At 52.6% G+C, this 25710-nt stretch carries 28 protein-coding genes and 1 riboswitch; of the genes, 20 read left to right on the forward strand and 8 right to left on the reverse strand.

All coding sequences use genetic code 11. From position 1 onward, the window contains the following. Positions 1–16: 16 nt before the first annotated feature. The 3 genes from gsiB (at position 17) to gsiD (ending at position 3486) form a co-directional block, all read left to right on the forward strand. Positions 17–1561 (forward strand): glutathione ABC transporter substrate-binding protein GsiB, encoded by a 1545-nt coding sequence (gene gsiB, locus KKH3_RS06820; protein ID WP_181939651.1) that lies wholly within the window; start codon positions 17–19, stop codon positions 1559–1561. A gap of 89 nt (positions 1562–1650) precedes the next feature. Next, on the forward strand, positions 1651–2571 hold the full coding sequence (gene gsiC, locus KKH3_RS06825) for a glutathione ABC transporter permease GsiC (RefSeq protein WP_039357311.1): 921 nt from the start codon (positions 1651–1653) through the stop codon (positions 2569–2571). Between the two features lie 9 nt (positions 2572–2580). Continuing rightward, complete coding sequence (gene gsiD, locus KKH3_RS06830; RefSeq protein WP_039357314.1) at positions 2581–3486, forward strand: glutathione ABC transporter permease GsiD; 906 nt, start codon at positions 2581–2583, stop codon at positions 3484–3486. 47 nt (positions 3487–3533) lie between these two features. On the opposite strand, the gene KKH3_RS06835 is transcribed toward gsiD, so the two are convergent. The 6 genes from KKH3_RS06835 to bioA form a co-directional block, all read right to left on the reverse strand. Further along, positions 3534–5231, reverse strand: a complete 1698-nt coding sequence (locus KKH3_RS06835; protein ID WP_039357317.1) for an NAD-dependent malic enzyme — start codon at positions 5229–5231, stop codon at positions 3534–3536. Between the two features lie 208 nt (positions 5232–5439). Next, a complete protein-coding gene (cdd, locus tag KKH3_RS06840) occupies positions 5440–6330 on the reverse strand; it encodes a cytidine deaminase (protein WP_039357320.1) in 891 nt (296 codons plus the stop codon). Between the two features lie 170 nt (positions 6331–6500). After that, on the reverse strand, positions 6501–7196 hold the full coding sequence (locus tag KKH3_RS06845) for a CidB/LrgB family autolysis modulator (RefSeq protein ID WP_039357323.1): 696 nt from the start codon (positions 7194–7196) through the stop codon (positions 6501–6503). After that, positions 7196–7603, reverse strand: a complete 408-nt coding sequence (locus tag KKH3_RS06850) for a CidA/LrgA family protein (protein ID WP_039357326.1) — start codon at positions 7601–7603, stop codon at positions 7196–7198. The genes KKH3_RS06845 and KKH3_RS06850 overlap by 1 nt, the downstream gene beginning before the upstream one ends. Before the next feature lie 221 nt (positions 7604–7824). Next, complete coding sequence (locus tag KKH3_RS06855) at positions 7825–8619, reverse strand: GH12 family glycosyl hydrolase domain-containing protein (RefSeq protein ID WP_039357329.1); 795 nt, start codon at positions 8617–8619, stop codon at positions 7825–7827. A gap of 401 nt (positions 8620–9020) precedes the next feature. Beyond that, positions 9021–10325, reverse strand: coding sequence for an adenosylmethionine--8-amino-7-oxononanoate transaminase (gene bioA / locus KKH3_RS06860; protein WP_039357332.1), 1305 nt, complete (start codon positions 10323–10325; stop codon positions 9021–9023). A gap of 95 nt (positions 10326–10420) precedes the next feature. Between bioA and bioB the strand changes: the two genes are divergently transcribed. The 8 genes from bioB to KKH3_RS06900 all read left to right on the forward strand — a co-directional run bounded on the left by bioB (position 10421) and on the right by KKH3_RS06900 (position 16500). Beyond that, a complete protein-coding gene (bioB, locus tag KKH3_RS06865; RefSeq protein ID WP_039357335.1) occupies positions 10421–11458 on the forward strand; it encodes a biotin synthase BioB in 1038 nt (345 codons plus the stop codon). Between the two features lie 39 nt (positions 11459–11497). Next, a complete protein-coding gene (gene bioF, locus KKH3_RS06870) occupies positions 11498–12655 on the forward strand; it encodes an 8-amino-7-oxononanoate synthase (protein ID WP_039357338.1) in 1158 nt (385 codons plus the stop codon). Beyond that, the gene (bioC, locus tag KKH3_RS06875; RefSeq protein ID WP_039357341.1) at positions 12636–13397 is read left to right on the forward strand and encodes a malonyl-ACP O-methyltransferase BioC; all 762 of its coding nucleotides are present in this window, start codon (positions 12636–12638) and stop codon (positions 13395–13397) included. Before bioF ends, bioC begins: the two co-directional genes overlap by 20 nt. Further along, on the forward strand, positions 13390–14070 hold the full coding sequence (bioD, locus tag KKH3_RS06880; protein ID WP_039357345.1) for a dethiobiotin synthase: 681 nt from the start codon (positions 13390–13392) through the stop codon (positions 14068–14070). The genes bioC and bioD overlap by 8 nt, the downstream gene beginning before the upstream one ends. A gap of 267 nt (positions 14071–14337) precedes the next feature. Next, positions 14338–14817: an Hcp family type VI secretion system effector gene (locus KKH3_RS06885; RefSeq protein WP_039357347.1), complete on the forward strand. Its 480-nt coding sequence runs from the start codon at positions 14338–14340 to the stop codon at positions 14815–14817. Between the two features lie 81 nt (positions 14818–14898). Next, positions 14899–15591 carry a hypothetical protein gene (locus KKH3_RS06890; protein ID WP_039357350.1) on the forward strand — a complete coding sequence of 231 codons (693 nt, stop codon included), beginning with the start codon at positions 14899–14901 and terminating at the stop codon, positions 15589–15591. After that, entirely contained in the window at positions 15592–16032 is a 441-nt protein-coding gene (locus tag KKH3_RS06895) for a hypothetical protein (RefSeq protein ID WP_039357353.1), read from the forward strand. It begins immediately after the preceding gene. A 42-nt stretch (positions 16033–16074) separates the two neighbouring features. Continuing rightward, entirely contained in the window at positions 16075–16500 is a 426-nt protein-coding gene (locus KKH3_RS06900; RefSeq protein ID WP_039357356.1) for a hypothetical protein, read from the forward strand. Here the strand turns inward: KKH3_RS06900 and KKH3_RS22215 are convergent. Continuing rightward, positions 16486–16668: a hypothetical protein gene (locus KKH3_RS22215; protein WP_139338626.1), complete on the reverse strand. Its 183-nt coding sequence runs from the start codon at positions 16666–16668 to the stop codon at positions 16486–16488. The two genes, KKH3_RS06900 and KKH3_RS22215, sit on opposite strands and share 15 nt — an antisense overlap. A gap of 596 nt (positions 16669–17264) precedes the next feature. Here KKH3_RS22215 and uvrB point away from each other — a divergent pair. From uvrB to KKH3_RS06915, 3 genes are all read left to right on the forward strand, one after another. Further along, a complete protein-coding gene (gene uvrB / locus KKH3_RS06905) occupies positions 17265–19277 on the forward strand; it encodes an excinuclease ABC subunit UvrB (RefSeq protein WP_039357360.1) in 2013 nt (670 codons plus the stop codon). 28 nt (positions 19278–19305) lie between these two features. Next, entirely contained in the window at positions 19306–19749 is a 444-nt protein-coding gene (locus tag KKH3_RS06910) for a VOC family protein (protein ID WP_039357363.1), read from the forward strand. Positions 19750–19856: 107 nt separating this feature from the next. Beyond that, the gene (locus KKH3_RS06915) at positions 19857–20432 is read left to right on the forward strand and encodes a hypothetical protein (protein WP_039357366.1); all 576 of its coding nucleotides are present in this window, start codon (positions 19857–19859) and stop codon (positions 20430–20432) included. 4 nt (positions 20433–20436) lie between these two features. Here KKH3_RS06915 and yvcK read toward each other — a convergent pair whose 3' ends face one another. After that, a complete protein-coding gene (gene yvcK / locus KKH3_RS06920; RefSeq protein ID WP_039357368.1) occupies positions 20437–21345 on the reverse strand; it encodes a uridine diphosphate-N-acetylglucosamine-binding protein YvcK in 909 nt (302 codons plus the stop codon). A 286-nt stretch (positions 21346–21631) separates the two neighbouring features. Further along, positions 21632–21780, forward strand: a riboswitch (molybdenum cofactor riboswitch). On the opposite strand from yvcK, the gene moaA reads away from it, so the two are divergent. The 6 genes from moaA (at position 21768) to KKH3_RS06950 (ending at position 25361) form a co-directional block, all read left to right on the forward strand. Further along, positions 21768–22757, forward strand: coding sequence for a GTP 3',8-cyclase MoaA (gene moaA / locus KKH3_RS06925; RefSeq protein ID WP_039357371.1), 990 nt, complete (start codon positions 21768–21770; stop codon positions 22755–22757). (Overlaps the previous riboswitch by 13 nt.) 34 nt (positions 22758–22791) lie before the next feature. Further along, a complete protein-coding gene (gene moaB / locus KKH3_RS06930) occupies positions 22792–23310 on the forward strand; it encodes a molybdenum cofactor biosynthesis protein B (protein ID WP_039357374.1) in 519 nt (172 codons plus the stop codon). An 18-nt stretch (positions 23311–23328) separates the two neighbouring features. Continuing rightward, positions 23329–23844: a cyclic pyranopterin monophosphate synthase MoaC gene (moaC, locus tag KKH3_RS06935; RefSeq protein WP_052201309.1), complete on the forward strand. Its 516-nt coding sequence runs from the start codon at positions 23329–23331 to the stop codon at positions 23842–23844. After that, a complete protein-coding gene (gene moaD, locus KKH3_RS06940; protein ID WP_039357379.1) occupies positions 23841–24086 on the forward strand; it encodes a molybdopterin synthase sulfur carrier subunit in 246 nt (81 codons plus the stop codon). Before moaC ends, moaD begins: the two co-directional genes overlap by 4 nt. Before the next feature lie 2 nt (positions 24087–24088). Further along, complete coding sequence (gene moaE, locus KKH3_RS06945) at positions 24089–24541, forward strand: molybdopterin synthase catalytic subunit MoaE (RefSeq protein WP_010297660.1); 453 nt, start codon at positions 24089–24091, stop codon at positions 24539–24541. Between the two features lie 112 nt (positions 24542–24653). Further along, entirely contained in the window at positions 24654–25361 is a 708-nt protein-coding gene (locus KKH3_RS06950; protein ID WP_010297658.1) for a Bax inhibitor-1/YccA family protein, read from the forward strand. Positions 25362–25710: the final 349 nt, after the last annotated feature.

The following is a 25710-nucleotide window of genomic DNA, read 5'->3' on the forward strand; positions in this document are numbered from 1 at the left end:
ACAAGGAGAACGTAGCATGAGCGTAATGACGATAAAGCGGCGCTGGTTAGTGGCCGCAGGGGTAACCGCAGCGATGGCGGCGTCACCCGTCTGGGCAGCCAAAGATGCGGTGATCGCCGTGGGGTCCACGTTTACCAGCCTGGATCCGTATGATGCCAACGATTCGCTATCGCAGACGGTGGCGAAGTCATTCTATCAGGGACTCTTTGGCTTCGATAAAGACATGAAGCTGGTGAACGTACTGGCGGACAGCTATGACACCAGCCCAGATGGCCTGACGTATACCGTCAAGCTGCACCCCGGTGTCAAATTTCACGATGGCTCGGCGTTTAACGCCGCCGCAGTGAAAGTGAATCTGGATCGCGCCAGTAATCCTGACAATCGCCTGAAGCGATATAACCTGTTCAAGATGATCGACAAAACCGAGGCGGTTGACGATCTGACGGTGAAAATCACGCTGAAGACGCCGTTTTCAGCCTTCGTTAATAATCTGGCGCATCCAGCGGCGGTGATGATCTCTCCGGCGGCATTAAAGCAGTACGGTAAGGACATTGGTTTTCATCCGGTAGGCACCGGCCCGTATCGCTTTGTGGCCTGGAATCAGACCGACTTTGTCAAAGTCGAGAAATTCAGCGGCTACTGGAAGGCGGGATTGCCGAAACTGGACAGCATTACCTGGCGGCCGGTGGTGGATAACAATACGCGTGCGGCGCTGTTGCAAACGGGTGAAGCGCAGTTTGCTTACCCGATACCGTTCGAGCAGGCCAAGGTACTGGAGAAGAATGACAAGCTGGCGCTGGTGGCGTCGCCCTCGATTCTGCATCGCTACATCAGCATGAATGTCACGCAGAAACCGTTTGATAACCCGAAAGTACGCGAGGCGTTGAACTACGCGATCAACAAAGAAGCGCTGATTAAAGTGGCGTTCTCCGGCTATGCGACGCCAGCCGAAGGGCCACTGCCGAGCAGCATTGATTACTCGGTAAAATATCACCCGTGGCCTTACGATCCGGCCAAAGCGCGTGAGTTGCTGAAAGAAGCAGGCTACCCGAACGGCTTCACTACCACGCTCTGGTCGTCACATAATCACAGTACGGCACAGAAAGTCTTGCAGTTCACGCAGCAACAGTTGGCACAGGTTGGCGTGAAGGTGCAGGTGACCGCGATGGATGCGGGGCAACGTGCCGCTGAAGTAGAAGGTAAGGGCGTGAAGGAAACGGGCGTTCGCCTGTTCTACACCGGCTGGTCAGCCTCGACGGGGGAAGCGGACTGGGCACTGTCGCCGCTGTTTGCCACGGCTTCCTGGCCACCGGCGCAATTCAACACGGCCTTTTACAGTAATCCACAGGTGGATGCGGATCTGGCGAATGCGCTGAAAACGACGGATCGGACGGAAAAACAGAAACTGTACAAAGATGCGCAGGACAAAATCTGGGCGGATGCGCCGTGGATCTTCCTGGCGACAGAGCGTTTGGTGTCGGCGAATAGCAAAAAACTGACCGGATTCTACGTGATGCCGGATACCTTGTTCAGTTTTGAAGAAGCCGACCTGAAGGAATAACTCACCGTAAAAGCATGACCAGGGAGTCGGCTGTGGTCAACACACGTTCACTCATTGGGAGTCCGACGCATGTCTGTGGAAAACCGTTCATGCTGAATTATTTTATTAAACGACTACTGGGACTGATCCCCACGCTGCTGATTGTGATGGTGCTGGTGTTCCTGTTCGTTCATCTGCTACCCGGCGATCCGGCGCGTTTAGCCGCCGGGCGGGAAGCGGATGCTGCCGTTATCGAGATGGTTCGGCAGGATTTGGGGTTGGATAAACCGCTACCACACCAGTTCTGGCATTTCTTTACCAATATCCTGCAAGGGGATTTTGGTACGTCGATCGTATCGAAACGCCCCGTCACTGAAGAGATCGCCATGCGCTTTATGCCGACGTTTTGGCTGACGGTGTGCAGCATGGTGTGGGCTGTGATGTTTGGCATGGCGATAGGCATCGTGTCCGCCGTGTGGCGCAACGGCTGGCCGGACAGAATCGGGATGACGCTGGCGGTCTCCGGTCTCTCTTTCCCTGCGTTTGCACTCGGCATGCTGTTAATGCAGGTTTTTTCCGTCGAACTGGGGTGGCTGCCGACGGTGGGGGCGGACACCTGGCTGCACTACATTTTGCCCTCTCTGACGCTGGGGGCGGCGGTGGCGGCGGTGATGGCGCGTTTTACTCGTGCGTCGTTTGTCGATGTCTTGCAGGAAGATTATATGCGTACGGCGCGAGCAAAAGGCGTACGCGAATCGCTGGTGGTGGTGAAGCACGGGCTGCGCAATGCGCTGATTCCGGTGGTTACAATGATGGGGCTGCAATTTGGTTTCTTGCTCGGTGGCTCCATCGTTGTGGAGAAGGTCTTCAACTGGCCGGGGCTAGGTCGGCTGCTGGTGGATGCGGTGGAGATGCGCGACTATCCGGTGATTCAGGCGGAGGTACTGCTGTTCTCACTGGAGTTTATTCTGATCAATCTTTTGGTGGATATGCTGTATGCCGCGATTAATCCAGCCATTCGTTATAAATAAGGAAAGGGAATGAGACACTGGCGACGTAAAGCTATGCTGGCGACGCTCCCTGTCATTAGGGATAAACCTGTTCGCACGCCGTGGCGTGAATTCTGGCGGCGTTTTCTTCGGCAGCACGTTGCAGTCGCCGCTGGCATGTTTGTACTGCTGCTGATTGTGGTCGCGTTTCTGGCACCGTATCTGATGCCTTATGATGCCGAGAACTACTTCGATTATGAACGCCTGAATGAAGGCCCGTCGGCGGCACACTGGCTGGGCGTGGATTCATTAGGACGTGATATTTTCAGCCGGATCCTGATGGGAACGCGCATTTCTCTGGCGGCGGGGATTCTCTCAGTGCTGGTCGGGATGATTATCGGCACGACACTCGGTCTGGTGGCGGGCTACTACGGAGGGTGGGCGGACAGAATCATCATGCGCCTATCCGATGTGCTGTTTGCCTTCCCTGGTATTCTGCTGGCGATTGCTGTTGTGGCGATTATGGGGAGTGGGATGGCGAACGTGATTGTCGCTGTCGCAATCTTCAGCATCCCGGCTTTCGCCCGTCTGGTGCGGGGGAATACGCTGGTGCTGAAGCAGCTTACCTACATCGAATCGGCTCGCAGCATTGGTGCCAGTGACGGGACAATCCTTTTTCGACATATCCTGCCGGGCTCGGTATCTTCCATCGTGGTGTTTTTCTCGATGCGTATTGGCATGTCGATCATCACCGCAGCCAGCCTGTCATTCTTAGGGCTTGGCGCACAGCCGCCGATGCCGGAGTGGGGAGCGATGCTGAACGAAGCGCGGTCGGATATGGTGATTGCCCCGCACGTCGCGATCTTCCCCAGTTTGGCGATCTTTCTGACGGTTTTGGCGTTTAATTTATTAGGTGACGGCCTGCGCGATGCACTCGACCCGAAATTGAAAAGCTGAATAAAAAAAGCGCGACACAAGTGCCGCGCTTTTTAGCAGTAAGGCAGTTAGAACGAGGTACGTTTGTAGCTGCGGTACTGCGGTTGCCAGAAGTTGTGCTCAATCGCTTTCTGCAATGCATCAGCAGACGTTACGACGGCGACACCTTGCAACTGTGCGGCTTTACCTACGTCCAGTGCGATACGTTTGGACACCTGCTGGATATCGGACAGATCCGGCAGCAGTGCGCCTTCACCGTTATTCGCCAGCGGTGAGCAGTCAGCCAGAGCGCGGCTGGCGGCCATCAACATACCGTCAGTGATACGTTTGGCACCCGACGCCAGTACACCTAACCCGATACCAGGGAAAATGTAGGAGTTGTTGCACTGTGCGATAGGGAAGACTTTGCCCTGATAGTTAACCGGAGAGAACGGACTACCGGTTGCGACTAGCGCTGAGCCTTCTGTCCAGCGAATGATATCTTCTGGACGGGCTTCCACGCGGGATGTCGGGTTAGACAGCGGCATCACGATAGGACGCGCGCAGTGCTTGTGCATTTCACGGATGATTTCTTCCGTGAACAGACCCGGCTGGCCGGATACCCCGATCAGGATGGTTGGCTTGGCATTGCGTACCACTTCCAGCAGTGAAATCGCGTCGCTGTTGCAATCCCAATCAGCCAGCAGTTCACTTTTTTGCACCAGCTTGCTCTGGAAATCGAGCAGGTTCGGCAGTTTGTCTGTCAGCAAACCGAAGCGGTCAACCATGAAGACGCGTGCGCGCGCTTCTTCTTCGCTCAGACCTTCAGATTTCATCTGCGCGATGATTTGCTCGGCAATACCACAACCTGCGGAGCCTGCGCCCAGGAAGGTCACGGTTTGATCGCGTAACTGAGTGCCTGCTGCACGGCTGGCGGCAATCAGGCTGCCGATAGCCACGGCGGCAGTGCCCTGAATGTCATCGTTAAAACTACAGATTTCATCACGATAGCGGTTCAGCAGCGGCGTCGCGTTCTTCTGTGCGAAGTCTTCAAACTGCAACAGCACATTCGGCCAACGACGCTTAACGGCCTGGATGAATTCATCAACAAACTCATAGTATTCGTCATCAGTGATACGCGGATGACGCCAGCCCATGTACAGCGGATCGTTCAGACGCTGTGGGTTGTTCGTACCGACATCCAGAACCACTGGCAGGGTGTAGGCTGGGCTGATACCGCCACAGGCGGTGTACAGTGACAGCTTACCGATTGGAATCCCCATCCCGCCGATACCCTGGTCACCCAGACCCAGAATACGCTCACCGTCGGTCACAACGATGACTTTCACGTTCTGCTTGGTGGCGTTTTGCAGCATATCGTCGATATGTGCGCGGTTAGGGTAGGAGATAAACAGGCCACGAGCGCGACGATAGATATCGGAGAAATGTTCACAGGCTTCGCCAACGGTCGGGGTGTAGATGATCGGCATCATCTCACTGAGGTGACCGTCCAACAGGCGATAGAACAGCGTCTCGTTGGTATCCTGAATGTTGCGTAGGTAAACGTGTTTTTCAATATCGTGTTTGAATTCCTGATACTGACGCCAGGCGCGTTCTGCCTGTTCTTCGATGGTTTCGACGGCTTCAGGCAGCAGACCATGCAGGTTAAAGTTAGCGCGTTCTTCTTCGGTAAACGCACTGCCTTTATTCAGCAGGGGAAATTCAAGCAATATTGGGCCAGCGTAGGGAATATGGAGAGGTCGTTTGCTTTCGTATTCTAATTCCATGACTTTTTACTCTTCGGATAACAGAAAAAAACTCAGGTGTTGTCGATAAAAACTGTTGCGGATCTTAAATTACCCAGAAAATATGTACAGAAATTGTTAATTAAAATAGTTACAGATGGCTTGCATCTTAGTGGAAATGCAGGCTTTATCGATTCACCTCTCGTTTTTCACGCTTCCCTGTGCTGAAATCGTGCGCTCACCTCTGCCGTTATTCCCCAATAAAGTGATGTTCAATGTCGGTGCAGCCTAATTCGGCCAGCATAATTTGCGAAATAGCCCAGTGGCTGACAACCGCATTGCGACGCTCAACGACGGCCGCGTGTTTAATGGTGCACGGATCGTCGCCGGCAAGGTTCATCAGATTCAGTGCGATTTGCAAAGGCGGCAGGCTAGGATTAAATGCCGCATTTTCTGCGTAGCGTCCGGTATAAATGTTGCCGCTTACGGTTTCCAGCGCAATGCCGCTGATCGCCTTGCTATAGGGCGCGTGGCTACGGTTGGCGGCATCCAGTCCCAGACGTGCCAGCACGCCCACATTGTGTAAGGTCGCACCGTGGTTGACGGCATCCATTAATAAGGTATCAATTTGTAGATCGACAGGGCCAAAAGCATCCGGCAGATAGTGGCTGAGCAGTGCAGGCTGGCGACCCGGCAACTGAATGCGTAGCGACGCCGCATTGCGCAACTCATTCATAAACTGGCGACAGTGGCCGCACGGCGTGTAGTTCACGGTCACGGTTCGCAAGCCATGCTCATTGCGTAGCCACGCATGGCTGATGGCGCTTTGTTCGGCATGCACCGTTTGCTGTAGCTGAACGGCACTGAACTCCATGTTGGCACCAAAGTAGAAATTGCCGCTAAGCCCTTGTGCAATCGCGCCAACCTGAAAATTCGAGATCGGCGCTTTGGCGTAGGTGGCCGCCAGCGGTAATAGCGCAAAGGCCAACGCGTCGGCGTCTAACTGGCTGGCTTCACAGACGGCATTCACGTCGTCAGCGGTTAGCATGGCGGCGAAATCCGGTTTATCGATCAAGGGACCGATCGCAGCTTGCAGACTGTCAGGGAGTTGCTGGAAGGCGTTTTCAAATCGTGGGTGCATGTTGGCGTACTCTTTTTACCCGTCAATGACATCATGTTAGTAGCAGAGTAGCAATAATTTGTGATCAAAATCTCTTTGTTGAATGAAAGGAATGCAAATTAACTGCTAAATGCGAGATGAATCTCAATTTTATAGCGGACGATGCAAGGTACGCACCGTCCCCGCGAGATTCAGCCAACGACATGCAAGAGTAGAGGGAAGACTAACGGCGCAATCAGCGACGTGATGATTCCGCAGATGACCAGCGCCAGCGAACTGAATGCGCCTTCCTGATAATCAACTTCTGCACAGCGTGCCGTACCGAGCGCGTGCGAAGCGGTGCCCATCGACAGCCCACGTGCGGCTTTGGTTTTGATTCCGACGCGGTTGAACAGGCTGTGGCCTAAGACCGCGCCGAGAATACCGACAAAAATCACGCAGACGGCGCTGATAGCTGGGATCCCGCCAATAGAACTGGCAACGGCCATCGCAATCGGTGTGGTGACGGATTTAGGCAGCACCGAGGCGGCTATTTCTGGCGATGCGCCCATCCACAGCGCTACCAGCGTGCCGGAGATAATGGCGGTTAGGCTACCGATGAAGCATACGCTGATGATTGACTTCCAGCGCGCGCGAATTTGATGCAACTGTTCGTAAAGCGGGAATGCCAGCGCGACCACCGCGGGTTGCAGCAGGTCGTTAAGGACTTTGCTGCCCTGAAAATAGTGCTCGTAGGGAATCTTCAATACCAACAGCAGCGGAATAATAATCGCCATCGACACCAGCAGTGGGTTCAACAGTGAAATTCTGGTCAGTACGGCCAGTTTGCGCGCGGCGAAAAAGACTATCAGAGTGAGGGGCAGTGACCACCACAAATAGCTGAACATTATTCGTTATCCTTCGGCGGCGTGCGATCGCCAGCCACGGCTCGTTCACGCTGCATTATCTGGGTACTGAAACCCACAACCAACATCACAATAAAGGTACTGATCAGGCAGGAAACCACGATGGGGCCAAACTGTTGGCTGACCAGCTCGTAATAATTCATCACCCCGACGCCGATAGGGACGAACAGCAGCGCCATGTGACGAATAAGCAGATGGCAGCCCGGTTTGACCCACTGTGCGGGCAGAATTTGCGAGGTAAGCAGGGTGAACAAGACCAGCATGCCGATGATACTGCCGGGGATAGTGAACGGAAGTAACGCGGATACCGCATTGCCTGCCAGCAGGCAGAGATAAATCAATGCGAAAGCGCGTAAATACTGCCAGCAAACGATGAACGTATTACGCATGGGAAATTCCTGATTAGCATAGAGCATTATCATAACGCTAATGGAATTGACGTGCCATAGATCACGAATTTTGTTGGGAAGGGAAGGCAAATCCGTCTAAAAGATGAGCGATAGTTGTCCGGTCCGACAGAAATCGAGAAGCCGATGGAATAAATTCGGTTCAACCCCGCGCCAGTGTGGGCGTCGGCGTTGAACCGGAAATGATCGAGACGACAGGCGTGTTATTTTACGTCTACGCTCCACTTGGTGATGTCAATCTGCCCATCACCACCAAAGATCTCAGTGCCAAACTCAACGCTGCTGATATATTTTGCATTACTCATCCATTTCTTGGTTCCCACCAAATAGTTGGTGAAATGGCGAATATTGAGTGACGCACTATTGGTATTGGAAGTACGCACAAAGGAAAAGACATTCCACCCTTTACCGTTACCGGCGTTGATCCAGCCTTTGAATACGTTCCAACTGCTGCCACCGAGGAAAACGGTTTCAATATAATCACCCGCCGGGCCTGCATTAGTATTATTTAGCCAGATCATTAATTCATCCGTAGGGGTAGAATCCCAACTGGCTTTGTCTGTGGTGTGGAACCAAATGTCATAAGCCGCGTTGTAAGTCCCGGTGGATTTGATGGAATAGGTGACGTTACTGGTAATACTTTTATTGCTGGATAATTTTATCGGCAAGCCACTATTTGCTGTATAACCCGCCGTCCAGTGCCAACCGCTCACCAGCGACGGATAGGCTTTAACGCTGGGGGAGCTACTTGGCCAGTGCCAGTTCCACCCCATGCTGGTTGGGCTATTATAGAAAACCGTTTGTTGCCATCCTTTTACTTCATCCTTTCCCCAAACGTTATTGAATACATAATATTTATTATTCTCAAAATAGAGTTTGTCCGCGTCTTTGGACGAACTGACCGCAGAAGCAGCGAGTGGAGAAAGCAACAAGGCAGAAAAGAATACGGGAAATAATGTGCGGAAGATACGGAACGGCTTCTTATTTTCTGTAAGCATAATAAATCTCCTTTTAAATATATGCTTGAGGTGTTTCACGTTAAAATCTAACACGTATTCATCACGTGTCTATGGTCGGTTGAATATAAATTGTGGTGTGCTTAACATTTTATATTTATTTTACCGCTATCAGAGTAATTCAATACGTTAACCATGAATAAAATGAAAAACTTATTCGTGTGTATAATTATAAGAGCGGTAATAAATAGCTGTACCCGTCATACTTCAAGTTGCATGTGCGTTGGCTTCATTCGGTCACCCGAATCACTTACTTGAGTAAGCTCATCGGGATTCCCTCATTCGCCGCCTTCCTGAAACTCGAATTATTTGGGGTATATCATTTGAGATGAAATAGGGGACATGTTTTGCGGCGCACGAATGCGTGCGCCTTAGCTGACTGATTAGTCAAATAGCTGTTCATCACGTATGGCGGCACAGACGGCGTCGGTCAACTGACGTAGCTCATCAGGCTGAATGATAAACGGCGGCATCAGATAAATGAGTCGACCAAAGGGGCGAATCCAGACGCCACGCTCGACAAAGAAACGCTGTAGCCGCGCCATATTGACCGGACGCTGCGTTTCTACCACGCCGATAGCACCCAGCACGCGGACATTCGCCACCAGCGGAGAATCCGCGCAGGGTTGCAGCGCTTCTCGCAACTGCCGCTCAATATTTTGCACTTGCTGCTGCCAACGGTTCTCGGCGAGCAGCGACAAACTGGCATTGGCTGCCGCGCAGGCGAGCGGATTGCCCATAAATGTGGGGCCGTGCATAAAACAGCCTGCTGCGCCGTTACTGATGGTTTCAGCGACTCGCCGGGTGGTCAGCGTGGCGGAGAGCGTCATATAGCCGCCGGTAAGCGCTTTTCCCAGACACATAATATCGGGAGAAATTCCCGCATGTTCGCAGGCAAACAGCTTGCCGGTGCGGCCAAATCCGGTGGCGATCTCATCAGCAATCAGCAAGATGCCCCACTGGTCGCACAGTTCCCGCACCCGACGCAGGTAGGCCGGATGGTAAAAACGCATTCCGCCCGCGCCCTGCACGATAGGTTCCAGAATGACGGCCGCGATCTCATGCGCGTGCGCCGACAGCATTGCCTCTAACGGCGCGATATCAGCTTCCTGCCAGTCATTGGTAAAACCGCCTGCGTTGATCGCGGCGCATGGCGGTGAATCGACAAACAGATGGGTAGGCAGATAGCCCTGATACAGGCTATGCATCGAATTCTGTGGGTCGCACACGGACATCGCACCGAAGGTATCACCGTGATAACCGTGACGTAGGGTGAGAAAACGTTGACGGGTTTCACCGCGTGCCTGCCAGTATTGCAGCGCCATTTTCATCGCCACTTCGACGGCCACTGAACCGGAATCCGCCAGAAAAACGCATTCCAGCGTGTCTGGCGTGATGTCCACCAGTTGGCGGCACAGCGCCACCGCCGACGGATGGGTGATCCCGCCAAACATCACATGCGACATCTGGCTGAGCTGATCCTGCACCGCCTGATTGATCGCCGGATGATTGTAGCCGTGAATCGCTGCCCACCACGATGACATGCCGTCAATCAGGCGACGTCCGTCATCCAGATGAAGCGCGACGCCGCTGGCTGCTATCACAGGATAGCAGGGCAGTGGTTCGGTCATCGAAGTGTAGGGGTGCCAAATGTGGCGCTGGTCAAAAGCAATGTCTTCCGGGCTCATGATGATCTTTCGTAAACCAAAATGGATTCTATTTGGTTGACAGTATATCGGGTTAATTTACACTGGCGAAACGTTTTTAGTTTGGAGATGCCGACATGGCTGACCGCATGTACTGGACGCTTGAGCAAGCGCAAGACTTATTTAATAAACCATTTCTGGAACTGATGTTTGAAGCGCAGCAGATCCACCGTCAGCATTTTGATCCCCGCCAGGTGCAGGTCAGTACGTTACTGTCGATTAAGACCGGTTCCTGTCCCGAGGACTGTAAGTATTGCCCGCAGAGCTCCCGCTATCGCACCGGGATTGATACTGAACGCCTGATGCAGGTTGAACAGGTGCTGGAATCGGCCCGCCAGGCGAAAGCCGCAGGATCGACGCGCTTTTGTATGGGCGCGGCGTGGAAAAACCCGCACGAGCGCGATATGCCATATCTGGAACAGATGGTGCAAGGTGTCAAAGCGATGGGGATGGAAACCTGTATGACGCTGGGAACGTTGCACAACGATCAAGCCGAGCGTCTGGCGTCTGCTGGGTTGGATTTCTATAACCATAACCTCGATACCTCGCCAGAATTTTACGGCAGCATTATTACTACCCGCACGTATCAGGAGCGTCTGGATACGCTGGATAAAGTGCGCGGTGCGGGCATTAAGGTCTGCTCGGGCGGTATCGTCGGGCTGGGGGAAACGGTGCGTGACCGTGCCGGGCTGCTGGTGCAGTTAGCTAACCTACCGACGCCGCCGGAAAGCGTACCGATCAATATGCTGGTTAAGGTGAAAGGCACGCCGTTGGCGGATAATGATGATGTCGATCCGTTTGATTTCATTCGTACTATTGCCGTTGCGCGTATCATGATGCCGGCGTCCTATGTGCGTCTGTCCGCCGGACGCGAGCAGATGAGCGAACAAACACAGGCGATGTGCTTTATGGCGGGGGCGAACTCCATTTTCTACGGCTGCAAACTGCTCACGACGCCAAACCCGAAAGAAGACAAGGATCTGGCGCTGTTCCTCAAGCTGGGTCTGAATCCGCAGCAGACGGCGACCGAATACGGCGATAACCAACAGCAGCAGCGGTTGGCCGAACAGTTGATTAATGCCGATAGCGAGCAGTTTTATAATGCCGCGGTATAACGCCCTGTACGCAAACTGCTGGATGGGGCATGTGCAATCATGAGCTGGCAGCAACGTATCGAAGCCGCGCTGATGCAGCGTCAGCGCGATGATGCCTACCGCGTACGGCAGGTTAATCAAGGCGGCAGCGGGCGCTGGCTGATGCAGGGCGATCGCTGCTATCTGAATTTTTCCAGCAACGATTATCTGGGGCTGAGCCACCACCCTGAGATTGTGCGTGCCTGGCAGCAGGGCGCTGAACAATATGGGATTGGCAGTGGCGGTTCCGGGCATGTGACAGGCTATACCGATGCCCATGCCGCGCTGGAAAGTCAGCTTGCCGACTGGCTGGGCTATCCGCGTGCGCTGCTGTTTATTTCCGGCTATGCCGCGAATCAGGCTGTGGTGGCGGCGCTGGCACAGTCAGAAGACCGTATTTTCGCCGATAAACTCAGCCATGCTTCACTGCTGGAGGCCGCCGCACAGTCACCTGCGAGCCTGAGGCGCTTTAAACACAATCAGGTCGATAGCCTGCAAGCGCTGCTGAAGAAACCCACAGACGGCCAGACGCTGGTGGTGACCGAGGGCGTTTTCAGCATGGATGGCGATACCGCGCCGCTATCGGCACTACAGGCTCAGTGCAGGGCGCATAATGCCTGGCTGATGGTGGACGATGCACACGGAATTGGCGTGCTGGGTGATGAAGGGCGCGGGAGTTGCTGGCAGCAAGGCATCAAACCCGAGTTGCTGATTGTCACGTTCGGCAAAGCGTTTGGCGTGAGCGGCGCGGCGGTACTGTGCGCCGAACCGCTGGCCGAGTATTTCCTGCAATTCGCCCGCCATTTGATTTACAGCACCTCAATGCCAGCAGCACAGGCCTGTGCGCTGAGTGCGGCAATCAACGGTGTCCGGCAGGGCGAAGCACGGCGTGATGCGCTACGACGTAATATTGCGCTGTTCCGTGCGGGTTTTTCCAACTCCACCTATCAATTGATGGATTCACAGAGTGCGATTCAACCGCTGATTGTTGGTGAGAATGCGCGGGCAATGGCACTGATGAGCCATCTGCGTGAACAGGGCGTGTGGGTTAGTGCGATGCGGCCACCAACGGTGCCTGTCGGTAGCGCGCGTCTACGCATTACGCTGACGGCGGAGCATCAGCCGGAAGATATCCATCGCTTGCTGACGGTATTGCACCATGCTGACAGAAAACTATAACAAGCAGGCGATTGCGCAGGCGTTTGGGCGTGCAGCAGGGTGCTACGACCGCTTTGCCGAACTGCAACGCACCAGCGGAGAACGTCTGCTGGCGCTGATGCCGTCGCACAGCGGTCTACAAGTGCTGGATGCGGGCTGCGGAACCGGGCATTTTAGTCGCCGCTGGCGCCAGGCTGGTAAAAATGTGACTGCGCTGGATTTGTCGGTGGACATGCTGGCGCATGCCCGTGAGCAGCACGTTGCCGATCGTTATCTGGAAGGCGATATCGAAAATCTGCCGTTGGTGGATTGCTGTGTGGATATCAGCTATAGCAATCTGGCAGTGCAGTGGTGCGACTCGTTACCGCGTGCGCTGGCCGAGCTGTATCGGGTCACGCGGCCGGGCGGCGTTATTGCGTTTGCGACGCTGGCTGATGGCTCCTTAAGTGAACTGTCACAGGCGTGGCAGCATCTGGACGGCACGCAGCGGACGAATCGTTTTCTGCCACTCTCCGCTATCGAAGCAGCCTGTCAGCCCTATCGTCATCATGTGGTACAAGAGCGTGAGATCTGCCTGTTCCCAGATGTATTGGCGTTGATGAAATCGCTGAAAGGGATTGGTGCGACCTGGTTGCACGAAGGACGTGCGCCGGGGCTATTGAGCCGGGCGCGTCTGGCGGCGCTGTCTGCCCATTATCCGCAAGAACAGGGCGGCTACCCGCTCAGCTATCAACTGGTTTATGGAGTGATTTATCGTGATTGAGCGCTGGTTTGTAACGGGCACGGATACCGAAGTCGGGAAAACGGTCGCCAGCACGGCGCTACTCCAGGCTGCGAATCAGGCCGGAAACCGCACCGCAGGCTATAAACCCGTGGCGTCCGGCTGTGAAATGACGGCTGACGGCATTCGCAACAGCGATGCGCTGGCGCTTCAGGCCAATAGCAGCGTCCGGTTGGATTATCAGGCGGTGAACCCGCTGGCGTTTATGGAACCGACTTCGCCGCATATTATCAGTGCGGTGGAACAGCGGCCTATCCCTCTCTCCAGCCTGTCCGCAGGGCTGCGGGCATTAGAAACAGAGGCAGATTGGCTGTTGGTCGAAGGTGCTGGTGGGTGGTTTACGCCGCTGTCGGAGCAAGAAACGTTTGCCGACTGGGTCGTTCAGGAACAACTCCCCGTGATTTTGGTCGTCGGCATCAAGCTGGGTTGTATCAATCACGCGATGCTAACTGCCCACGCGATTCAACACGCTGGCTTGCACCTGGCTGGCTGGATCGCAAACGACATCACGCCGCCCGGAAAATGGCATCAGCCGTATCTGCAAACGCTGCAACAGCGCCTACCTGCGCCGATGCTGGGCGAAATTCCCTATTTATCGGATCATCAGCAGCATAACTTGGGGCAGTATATTGATATTACATTATTAGTGAAATAAGTAACGTCACTAAAAATAGTGGGATATGTTTTATTATTGGCTAACTATTTTATGCCAAATAATAATAGTGTTATTTATTGGTTCTTCACTCAATGGATTTGCGTGTTTTTTTAATAAAAACGCTAATCCATTTTTTAAAGAATACATTCATTAATGTCTGGTTGTTCGTGAAATAATAGTGATAGAATAAATGTTGTGACATTTTTTATTGTATGTTTTTTATTAAAAAACTTACGCAAACAACTAACATGATTCAAGGAATGTATCATGGCAAACATTATTTATCTTTCACTTAATGGCGAGAAACAAGGGTTGATATCCGCAGGGTGTTCCACGATTGCATCGATAGGCAACCTGCATCAGTCTGGACACGAAGATGAGATTTTTGTTTACGAATTAAATACCAGTGTTATGCGGGAAGACAACGTCTCATTCTATCCCCTCCAAATCAGAAAGCCTATCGATAAATCTACGCCGCTATTATCCCAAGCTCTGGGCGATAAAGAAAAATTAACCTGTGAACTGTCTCTTTATCGGACCGCCATGGCAGGCGGTAATGAGCTGTATTTCAAAATAAGGTTATTAGGCGGAATTATTTCTGGTATTAATGCTATGTACCCTAATTCTTTAACACATAACGATTTACAGCCGAGCGAAAGCGTGTCTTTTAAATTTAACACCATTGAATGGGAACATGTGGCTGCACGCACCAGTTCCTATCTGTTCTGGCAAGATGCCGTTATGTGAAATGATGACTGATTCATTTCATTCTGGCTGAAGCTATCTTCCGGCGCTATTGCCTGTAAATAAGAAGGCGTTGAGAATTTTATGAGTAAACGATCGGATATCGTGGATGGTCCAACGGCAACGACGAATAAGAGCGGTTTAATTTACAGTGAGGTACTTGGCTGGGTTGATTTGGGCCATGCTCAGGGCGACGATATCAGAAAGTTGTTACTGCAATTTGAGGCAGGCGAGAGTGGGGATAAACCGTATTACGATGTGAAATATTTCCAGGATATGCGGAAATTTAGGAAGAGGGTCGGTACATCTAAATATTCCGTCTGGCGCATCAAGAAAGGTGTATCACGTAGCGAACAGTTCAGCATCGCGTTAGCGATGATGATGGCAGTCGCTCCCCGTTTTGAGGGGTTCCAAGATGGTTTTCCGTTTAATTTTTTCACCGACAGTGGGTTTAGCGGCGAAGATCTTGTCTCTGATTTATTGGGTTTTTATCGTGTCGTTGATGGCATCCATTACTTCTCAGAACTCAAACCGATTAGCAGGGATGAGGCATTAAAACGCTGGGATTTTTACGGCTCGATCGGTGGGTTCAAGAATAAATCATTCAGGCCGTTACTCTTCCCCGATCCAGAGCAGAACCCGAATGCGCGGCCCTATTTTGGCGTGTTACCTGCATTTATGACGAGAATAAAACCCTACGCTTCCGTTCCGTCTGAACGGGTTGATATTGTGATTGATGATGGAACCGGGTGGCACCTGAAGTTTTCAGGAGGGTAAATGGCGACGCTATATCGTTTGCTGCAAAATCTACTTATGGGGTGTCTCATCGCTGTGGGGTTGTTGTGGTGGTTTTCGACTGGTTCTGATTCTGGTTTTGATTCTGGTTTTGAATTTTACACAGTGGAGGACCAAGCCCTGTACGAAACGCTCACTGACGATATTGTCAAAGGCGCGCCACGCATCTCGGCGGTTTATCGGTTTGTTTACTATCCACCACAGAGATCGGCATCGGAAGTGAGCGCAGTATATTTTGAAAACACTGCGGATATTGCCTTATTGAGAGACTACCTTATTTCCATCGGTTGTACCCTTGAGAGGACGGAAGTAAATATCGAAAACTGGCTAAGTAAGGATAAAACCAAAGCAATAACGATTTTTGTCGACCCAAAGGGAAAAACAGTGGGTTTGGAAATTCGATTGCCGCCACCGTCGTGGTGATGATGAGGAACTGGGGGACATGGGGGCTTTTGGGGAGGATAAATGGCGACGCTATATCGATTTCTGTGTGACCTGGTTATGGCTTGTATCATAGCGGCGGGGTTGCTGTGGTGGTTGTTTTCAGGCTTCGATCTTGAAAGTAAACACTATACCATGGAAGACAAAGCCCTCTATGAAGAGCTTACTGACGATATCGTCAAAGGTGTACCTCGTATATCGGCAGTTTATCAGTTTGTGAACGCACCTCAAGAGGGGTCAGCATCGGAAGTGAGCGCAGTATATTTTGAAAACACCGCGGATATTGCCTCATTGAGAGACTACCTTATTTCCATCGGCTGTACCCTTGAGAAGGTGGAGGGAAATGGCGAAGAATGGCTGAACAAGGATAAAACAAAAACGGTAGTGATTTTTGTCGACGCTAAGGGAAAAAGGGTTGGTATGGAAGTTGTACTGTCAAGACAACTGTGATGGTGACTGTTGGCAAACCCTTCGCCTGCGTTTAATCAAGCGACGGTTTTTGTTGCTTTTTACTAACATTCCTTTTGTGAGTGGAAAACCTGCGTTTTCACGCAGATCAATAGATAAAATCTTCTTGAATTTTTCTCCAATCCCCCGCCATACCTGAATTGTTGCCATTTAGCTCCCTGCTGTTTTTAGTCTTTTTCCGTCTAATACTTATGCGATAAATCACAGAAAGAGTGTGAAGAAAATCCATATCAGAGGGAATCGTGAATGAAGCGGGTATTTCTCTAACTCAGTGCTGATGCGGGGTTGTGGGAGTTATCCACCATTTCTGTGGATAACTATGTGTATTATGGATAGACAACACGCCCTAACCGAGAGCTGGCGCGGGTTCTCGCCGGGTTGGCGCTATTCTCCACGGTTTTGCTAATCTATTTGTTATCATATGCTTAAGTAAAATCAAGCGTCTTGAACATCAATGGAGCGTAGTTGCATAAATTAACGTCACCGGTCATCCCCGCATGTTATATTTTACCAAATCTGGGGATAAATCACGATGATTTTATCTGGTAGATTGCAGATGGATGTGCTAGCAAATTCATTTGTCGATTAATCATCCAATCCAGCGATAATTTCCTTGATGCTGTTTTTATATCCAGTATCATTGCGGTGGCGAATTTCATCATTGGCATTCAGAATAAAGTTCCGATCACCCATCCACGAACGTCGCATTGAGCGATGGTTAATAACGATAAGTAGCGTGCTTAACGATGAGTAAAGTATTTACACTGAATTCCGACTTTAAACCGGCAGGCGATCAGCCTGAGGCCATTCGTCGTTTAAAAGAAGGTCTGGAAGACGGGTTAGCGCATCAAACGCTGCTCGGGGTAACGGGCTCAGGTAAGACGTTCACGATCGCCAATGTGATTGCCGACCTCAATCGGCCGACGATGATGCTGGCGCCAAACAAAACGCTCGCAGCCCAGCTGTACGGCGAAATGAAAGAATTCTTTCCCGATAATGCCGTCGAGTACTTCGTTTCGTATTACGACTATTATCAGCCAGAGGCCTACGTTCCCAGCTCGGACACCTTTATTGAAAAAGATGCGTCGGTTAACGAACATATCGAACAGATGCGTCTTTCCGCGACAAAAGCGCTGCTGGAGCGTCGCGATGTCATCGTCGTGGCCTCGGTATCCGCGATCTACGGTCTGGGCGATCCCGATCTCTACCTGAAAATGATGCTGCACCTGACGCAAGGGATGCTGATTGACCAGCGTGCGATTTTGCGGCGTCTGGCCGAATTACAGTATGCCCGTAACGATCAGGCGTTTCAGCGTGGTACGTTCCGCGTGCGCGGTGAAGTGATCGATATTTTCCCTGCGGAATCTGACGAAATCGCGCTGCGCGTTGAATTGTTCGATGAGGAGGTGGAACGGCTGTCGCTATTTGACCCGCTGACGGGCCACGTTCTCCAAACGGTGCCGCGCTACACCATCTATCCAAAAACGCACTACGTCACGCCACGTGAGCGTATTTTGCAGGCGATGGAAGACATCAAGGTTGAACTGGCCGACCGTAAAAAGGTGCTGCTGGCCAATGACAAACTGGTGGAAGAGCAGCGGCTGAGTCAACGCACGCAGTTTGATCTGGAGATGATGAACGAACTGGGTTACTGCTCCGGCATCGAAAACTACTCACGCTACCTTTCCGGTCGTGGCCCCGGTGAGCCGCCGCCGACGCTGTTTGATTATTTGCCTGCGGACGGGCTGCTGGTCATTGATGAATCCCACGTTACCGTTCCCCAGATTGGCGGTATGTATCGCGGTGACCGTGCGCGTAAAGAGACGCTGGTCGAATACGGTTTCCGGCTGCCTTCAGCGCTGGATAACCGACCGATGAAATTTGAAGAATTTGAAGCGTTAGCTCCACAGACGATCTACGTATCTGCGACGCCGGGTAACTATGAACTGGAAAAATCGGGCGGTGAAGTGATCGATCAGGTGGTGCGCCCCACTGGGCTACTCGATCCGATTATTGAAGTACGGCCTGTTGCGACACAGGTGGACGATCTGCTTTCCGAAATTCGTCTGCGTGCGGCGATTAATGAGCGGGTACTGGTGACCACGCTGACCAAGCGAATGGCGGAAGATCTGACGGAATATCTGGAAGAACACGGCGAGCGTGTACGTTATCTGCACTCGGATATTGATACCGTCGAACGCGTGGAAATCATCCGTGATTTACGTCTTGGCGAGTTCGACGTGTTGGTTGGCATCAACCTGCTGCGTGAAGGGCTGGATATGCCAGAAGTGTCGCTGGTGGCGATTCTGGATGCCGATAAAGAGGGGTTCCTGCGTTCTGAACGTTCCCTGATCCAGACGATTGGCCGCGCCGCGCGTAATCTGCGTGGTAAAGCCATTCTGTACGGTGACCGGATTACGGCATCGATGGCGAAAGCGATTGGTGAAACGGAGCGCCGTCGCGAGAAGCAGGAAGCCTACAACACCGAGCACGGCATTGTGCCACAGGGCATCAATAAGAAAATTTCCGATATCCTGCAACTGGGACAGCCGACGAACAAAGGCAAAGGGCGTGGCAATCGTAAAGCGGCAGAACCCACAACACGTTATGAACTCATGACGCCGAAGGCGCTGGAGCTGAAAATTCGCGAGCTGGAAAGCAAGATGTTGACGCACGCGCAGAACCTTGAATTTGAAGAGGCTGCTGCTCTGCGCGATGAGGTACAGGCACTGCGTGCACAATTTATCGCAGTATCCTAACGATGCAAGCGTTCACTGAGGATCAATGATGGATCACTCTATACCGGGTGTTGAGGTGTTGTTTGTGGCAGGTTTCGGGCCGATTGTGAAATCACGTTCTGCCAGCCATGCGCTCTATGTTGATACGCTGAGGTTGCCGCTGAAGCCCGTTGCGGAAGGGAGCGATTATCTGGTGACCGATGTGATGGATGGTGTGAAGCATTTCGCGCTGTGGCCGCTGTCACAGGCTAGTGAATCCTGTTTCGGGCAGGAAAATTGGCCAGCACAACACCCTGAGCCACAAAGCTGGCTGGAGTTCGAAGTGGCTGACATGGTGGAAGCGACCAGCACGCTGAAAGCGCAAGGCTATGTGTTGCTGGTGGAAAACCGTCTTGAACCTTGGGGACAGCAGGTCACACGTTTCCTGAGTCCCGAAGGTATTCTGGTTGGCGTGACTTATACGCCGTGGTTACGAGATGGACGGGATGTGTAATAACGTCACCTTTTCTCTATGAAAAAAGGTGTTAGGGAAAACACGGCAGTTACGAATGAAATTTGTGAACGACTGGTTTTTGCAGCAGAACGAGGTTTTTTTGTCGGATGATTGATCGGGAATTCATCAAAAATAACGCTAAAACATTCATTATTGTGGTGGTGGCGCTGTCTGGTTGGACGCTGTACAACTATCAGCAAAAATTACAGTTTGAAGATTATCGTAATGAACAACTCAATCAGATTCGCGAAAGAGAGCTGGTGCTCGTGAAGCAAACGTCGATTACGGACTTTCGCGAACAGCAGTTGGCCGCACGCGAAGAGGGAGTAAACCAGCAAATTCAACGACTCACCGAGCGTGAAAGATTGCTCGATCAGCGCGCGGAAGGTATTGAGCTTTCGGTAAAATCACTGGATCCTGAGGTGAGAATCAACAAGGTGCGCGATGAACTTTCTGCATTGATGAGTAAATTTTCCGATTTGGGTGTAAATCTCTCATACCTTCCACCGTGCAACGACGTCGATATGTTGAAACGTCATTTTCAGGCTAAAGCCATTCTCAATGAGATTGGCAGCCGTGCTCAGGCTGCGAAGATATACGAAGAATACCGTCCGTTTATCAGTATGAATACCCCAACTCTGGTAAGTAGTGAACGCTGCCAAAGCCCACCCCTGCCACGTTAGATCGTTAGCCCAGCAGCTGTAGCGCCCGATCGATGGCCTGACGCAGTAACTCACGGTCATGATGGTGAGGAACATCTTCTGCTGCCAGTGCCTGCTGTACGATCAGACGGTCGCCGATCTGGCTGATATCGACTTTTGGACCGACAACCGCGGCATCAACCACGGGTTTCCCTACCTTGTGTTCAATCCAGGATAGTTTCTCCGCCAGCGTCAGGCGGGCGGCGGGATTACTCTGCTCATTGCCCAGGTTGCCGATGTACACCATGGGTGCGGGTGTGCGGCGGATCGCCTGTGTCAGATCTTTCAGCAGCAACAACGGCATCAGACTGGTCAGAAAGCTGCCGGGACCAATCAAAATCAGGTCGGCTTTTGCAATGGCATCAATCGCCTCGCGCGTGGCTTTTACAGCCGGGTACAGCATCAAATCCTGCGGCAAGGTTGCCAGCTGATCGATCTCGACTTCACCATAAACGGGGTTGCCCTGTTCATCAATCGCCATTAAATCGACAGGATGCTCGGACATCGGAATTAAAAAAGCGTCCACCTTGAGCAGGTTGCGAATCAGATTGATGGCTTCCAGCGGACGCACGCTCAGGTGGTCGAGCGCTTTTAGCATCAGGTTACCCAGATTGTGTCCGGCAAGTTCACCGTTACCGTTAAACCGGTACTCAAACATTGCGGATGCCACGCTGGGCGTTGTAATCAGTTGATTCAGACAGTTGCGGGTATCGCCCCAGGCAATGCCGCCTTCAGAACGACGGATGCGGCCAGTTGAGCCGCCGTTATCTGTCGTCGTGACAATGCCGGTTAGCCGTGAACCCAGGGAAGAGAGCGAAGACATCACACGACCTAAACCGTGCCCGCCTCCGAGTGCGACAACCCTATCGAGGTCGGCCAACGTGCGATTGCGCATAGAAAACCTTATGAATGAGCCAGAGAAATATTAACTACGTGTGACGATCGTCGCTAAGGTAGCTGATTTCCACTTAAAAGGCGAAAAATCCTCACGCAGGCATGACCTGAGACAATTTCTGTCGCATATTTTTCCGTATGCTGTGCATCATAAGATATTGAAAATTCGCTATATATTTAATTATATACCGATTTTGAGAGTGGTTGGCTGTGCTTTTTCGCAGTAGACTGCTTAATGAAATCACGATTCTTGAACGATTATCTCGTTGCTGTTTAACGGATAACTGATAGGAATCAAACTCCTAGCCTTGGTGCCTAAGTGATGCGCGTGTTGCGCGTGATACGGTGCCCTGGCCGTGGCCTTCGTGGTCACCAGGGTGCGAGGCAGAAATGCCTGCATCTCCCGTATTTGGAAAGGTGTTTATGGTGAGTCAACTGACTGATGCGTTTGCGCGCAAGTTCTACTATTTGCGTCTGTCTATCACAGACGTCTGCAATTTTCGCTGTACCTACTGTCTGCCGGATGGCTATCAGGCCAATGGTAAGAATCCACATCGCTTTTTATCGCTCGATGAAATTCGTCGCGTCAGCCGCGCCTTTGCCGAATTAGGGACGGAAAAAGTCCGCCTCACCGGTGGTGAACCGTCTTTGCGCCGTGACTTTGTCGATATCATCGCGGCGATCCGTGAAAACCCTGCTATCCGCACGCTGGCGGTAACCACTAACGGCTACCGTTTGGCACGCGACGTTGCTCAATGGCGAGATGCTGGCCTGACGGCGCTGAATGTCAGCGTCGACAGCCTGGATGCACGCCAGTTTCACGCGATTACCGGGCAGGACAAATTCCGCCAGGTAATGGATGGCATTGATGCGGCCTTTGACTGTGGCTTTGCCAAGGTCAAAGTCAACACGGTGCTGATGCGTGATGTAAACGCAGGCAGCCTGCAAACTTTCCTCGACTGGATTAAACACCGCCCGATTCAACTGCGCTTTATTGAATTGATGGAAACCGGGGAAGGGGGCGACGTGTTCCGCCGTCACCATGTCTCTGGCGAGGTGATCCGTCAGCAACTGCTGCAACAAGGCTGGCAGCAGCAACAACGCGCACGCAGCGACGGCCCTGCTCAGGTGTTTAGCCACCCTGACTATCAGGGAGAAATCGGGCTGATTATGCCGTATGAAAAAGATTTCTGCCTGAGCTGTAACCGTCTGCGCGTATCCGCTGTAGGGAATCTTCATCTGTGCCTCTTTGGTGAACAGGGTATTCCACTGCGTGATTTGCTGGCCGACGATGATCATCTTGATGATTTGAAAATGCGTATCTCGGGTGGATTGTCGACGAAGAAGCAGACGCACTTTCTGCATGAAGGCAACAGCGGCATCACGCAAAATCTGTCATTTATCGGCGGTTAATCCGCGACATCACTGATTCTTAAAGGAGCCTGACATGAGCAAAGTCAGCAGCGAATTCGTTTCTCTCAATCTTGCGGTTTTGACCGTTTCCGAACGTCGTAGCGCGGAAGATGACACATCCGGCGACTATCTGCGCGAAGCGGCACAGTCCTCAGGGCATCGCATTGTCGATAGCGCTATTGTGAAAGAGAATCTGTACCAGATTCGGGCACAGGTTTCGGCGTGGATTGCCAGCGATGAGGTGCAGGGCATTTTGATTAATGGCGGCACGGGCTTTACCGCAGGGGATGTGGTGCCGGAAGCCATTGGCGTCTTGTTCGATCGGGAAATTGAAGGTTTCGGCGAGCTGTTTCGTATGGTGTCGTACGAAGATATAGGGACGGCGACGCTGCAATCCCGTGCGCTTGCCGGTCTGGCTAACCAGACGGTGATTTTTGCCATGCCGGGTTCGACTCGTGCCTGTCGGACCGCATGGGAACGCATCATTCAGGAACAGTTGGATGCGCGCCAGAAGCCGTGCAATTTTTACCCGCACTTGAAAAAATCCTCTTAACGGTAAGCCTTATTCACTATGTCATCATCTAAATCTATGGCGTCATCACTGACGCCACAATTGACCCACATTAACGCCGCTGGCGAAGCCGCAATGGTGGATGTTTCCGCCAAAGTTGAAACCGTGCGTGAAGCCCGCGCGGAAGCGTTTGTTGAAATGGCACCGCAGACGCTGGCGATGATTATTGCTGGCAGCCACCACAAGGGCGACGTGTTCGCTACTGCACGCATCGCCGGGATTCAGGCGGCGAAACGCACCTGGGAACTGATTCCGCTTTGTCATCCTCTGCTGCTGAGCAAAGTTGCTGTCGAGCTGGAGGCGCAGCCGGAGCACAATCGGGTTCGTATCGAATCCGTGTGTCGCCTGACGGGGAAAACGGGCGTGGAGATGGAGGCGCTGACGGCGGCTTCCGTCGCCGCCCTGACCATCTATGACATGTGCAAGGCCGTGCAGAAAGACATGGTGATTGGTCCCGTGCGCCTGCTGGCGAAAAGCGGCGGCAAATCCGGCGACTTTACGGCGGAGGGCGCATGATTACGATTCTGTTTTTTGCACAAGTCCGTGAACTGATCGAGACAGACAGCCTGTCGCTGCCTGCTGAGTATGCCACCGTAGAGGATGTCCGACAGGCGCTTTGCCAACGCGGCGCACGCTGGGCGCTGGCACTGGAATCCGGCAAGCTGCTGGCCGCGGTGAATCAGTCGCTGGTTGAGCTCACGCACCCGTTACAGGATGGCGATGAAGTGGCGTTTTTCCCTCCGGTAACAGGAGGTTAATCGTGGCAGACACGCGTATTCTGGTCGGCGAAGAGAACTTCAATGTAGGTGATGAATATCAGTGGCTGGCGCAGTGTGATGAGGACGGCGCGGTGGTGACGTTTACCGGCAAGGTGCGTAACCACAATCTGGCGAAAAATGTTAGCGCATTGACGCTGGAACATTACCCCGGCATGACGGAAAAGGCGCTAGCGGAGATTGTCGAGCTGGCACGCGAGCGCTGGGAACTGCCGCGCGTCAGTGTGATTCATCGGGTGGGTGCACTCTATCCAGGAGATGAAATTGTGTTCGTTGGCGTCAGTGCCGCTCACCGTAGCGCGGCGTTCGATGCTGCCCAGTTCATCATGGATTACCTGAAAACCCGCGCGCCGTTCTGGAAGCGAGAAGCGACGCCGGAGGGTGAACGCTGGGTAGAATCACGCGACAGTGATAAACAGGCCGCGCAGCGCTGGTAGTCCATTTCTGTGTTAGGATAAAAGGATGGCGGGGAGAGAATATTCAGTCTCGATCCCCCAAACGGGCGGTTTGCGCCGCGTTAATCAGATAACTTTATGCAAAGGTAACATCATGGACAGATATCCACGCTCGGGTTCAATCGTTGAACGCTCGCAGTCTGGTCTTCAAGCCTATATGGCGCAGGTTTATGGCTGGATGACCTGTGGCCTGCTGTTGACGGCGTTTGTCTCCTGGTATGCGGCGAATACGCCTGCCGTACTGAATTTCGTTTTCTCCAGCCAGATCACGTTCTTCGGCCTGATCATTGCCCAACTGGGGCTGGTCTTTGTGATTTCTGGCATGGTGCAGCGCCTGAGCGGCACGGTCGCCACGTCGCTGTTTATGCTTTATTCCGCGCTGACGGGGCTGACGCTCTCCAGCATTTTCATCATGTACTCCGGTGAATCCATCGCCAGCACCTTCGTGATTACGGCGGGGATGTTTGGGGCGATGAGCCTGTATGGCTACACCACGAAGCGTGATCTGAGCGGCTTTGGCAGCATGTTGTTCATGGCGCTGATCGGGATTGTGCTGGCTTCGCTGGTGAACCTGTGGCTGAAAAGCGAAGCGCTGATGTGGGCTGTCACCTATATCGGTGTGGTGGTGTTTGTCGGTCTGACCGCGTATGACACCCAGAAGCTGAAAAACATCGGCGAACAGTTGTCCGTTGATGACAAAGACAGCTTCCGTAAATACTCCATCGTGGGCGCGTTGACGCTGTACCTCGACTTCATCAATCTGTTCCTGATGCTGCTGCGTATTTTCGGTAACCGTCGTTAAGGGCAAAGCTGTAACCTAAATGTTTCACTGCGTTATGTGAATCCGTGCAAAGGTTTCGGGCGTGTCAAACATAGCGTTTTTTGTGACTCATCACACGCCCGACAAGGAGCGCTCAGCTGCCGCAGCTCCTTGACCTATGGCTGTTTGGCGCTAATTGTGCCGCTACGCGGTGCCTTCGGCGCTCGTGACCGCTATTCGTGCCGCCAGTGACGCGTTTACTCGCCCCATAAATGGGGCTCGCCCTTCGGGCCAGCACAAGTGCTGTTCAAAAACGTCTCTGACGTTTTTGTCCGACGCGGCACTGGCTTTCGCGGCGTCCTGCCGCTCACACGGCGGTCACGCCACCTCA

The organism is Pectobacterium actinidiae (assembly GCF_000803315.1).
Lineage (GTDB): Bacteria > Pseudomonadota > Gammaproteobacteria > Enterobacterales > Enterobacteriaceae > Pectobacterium > Pectobacterium actinidiae.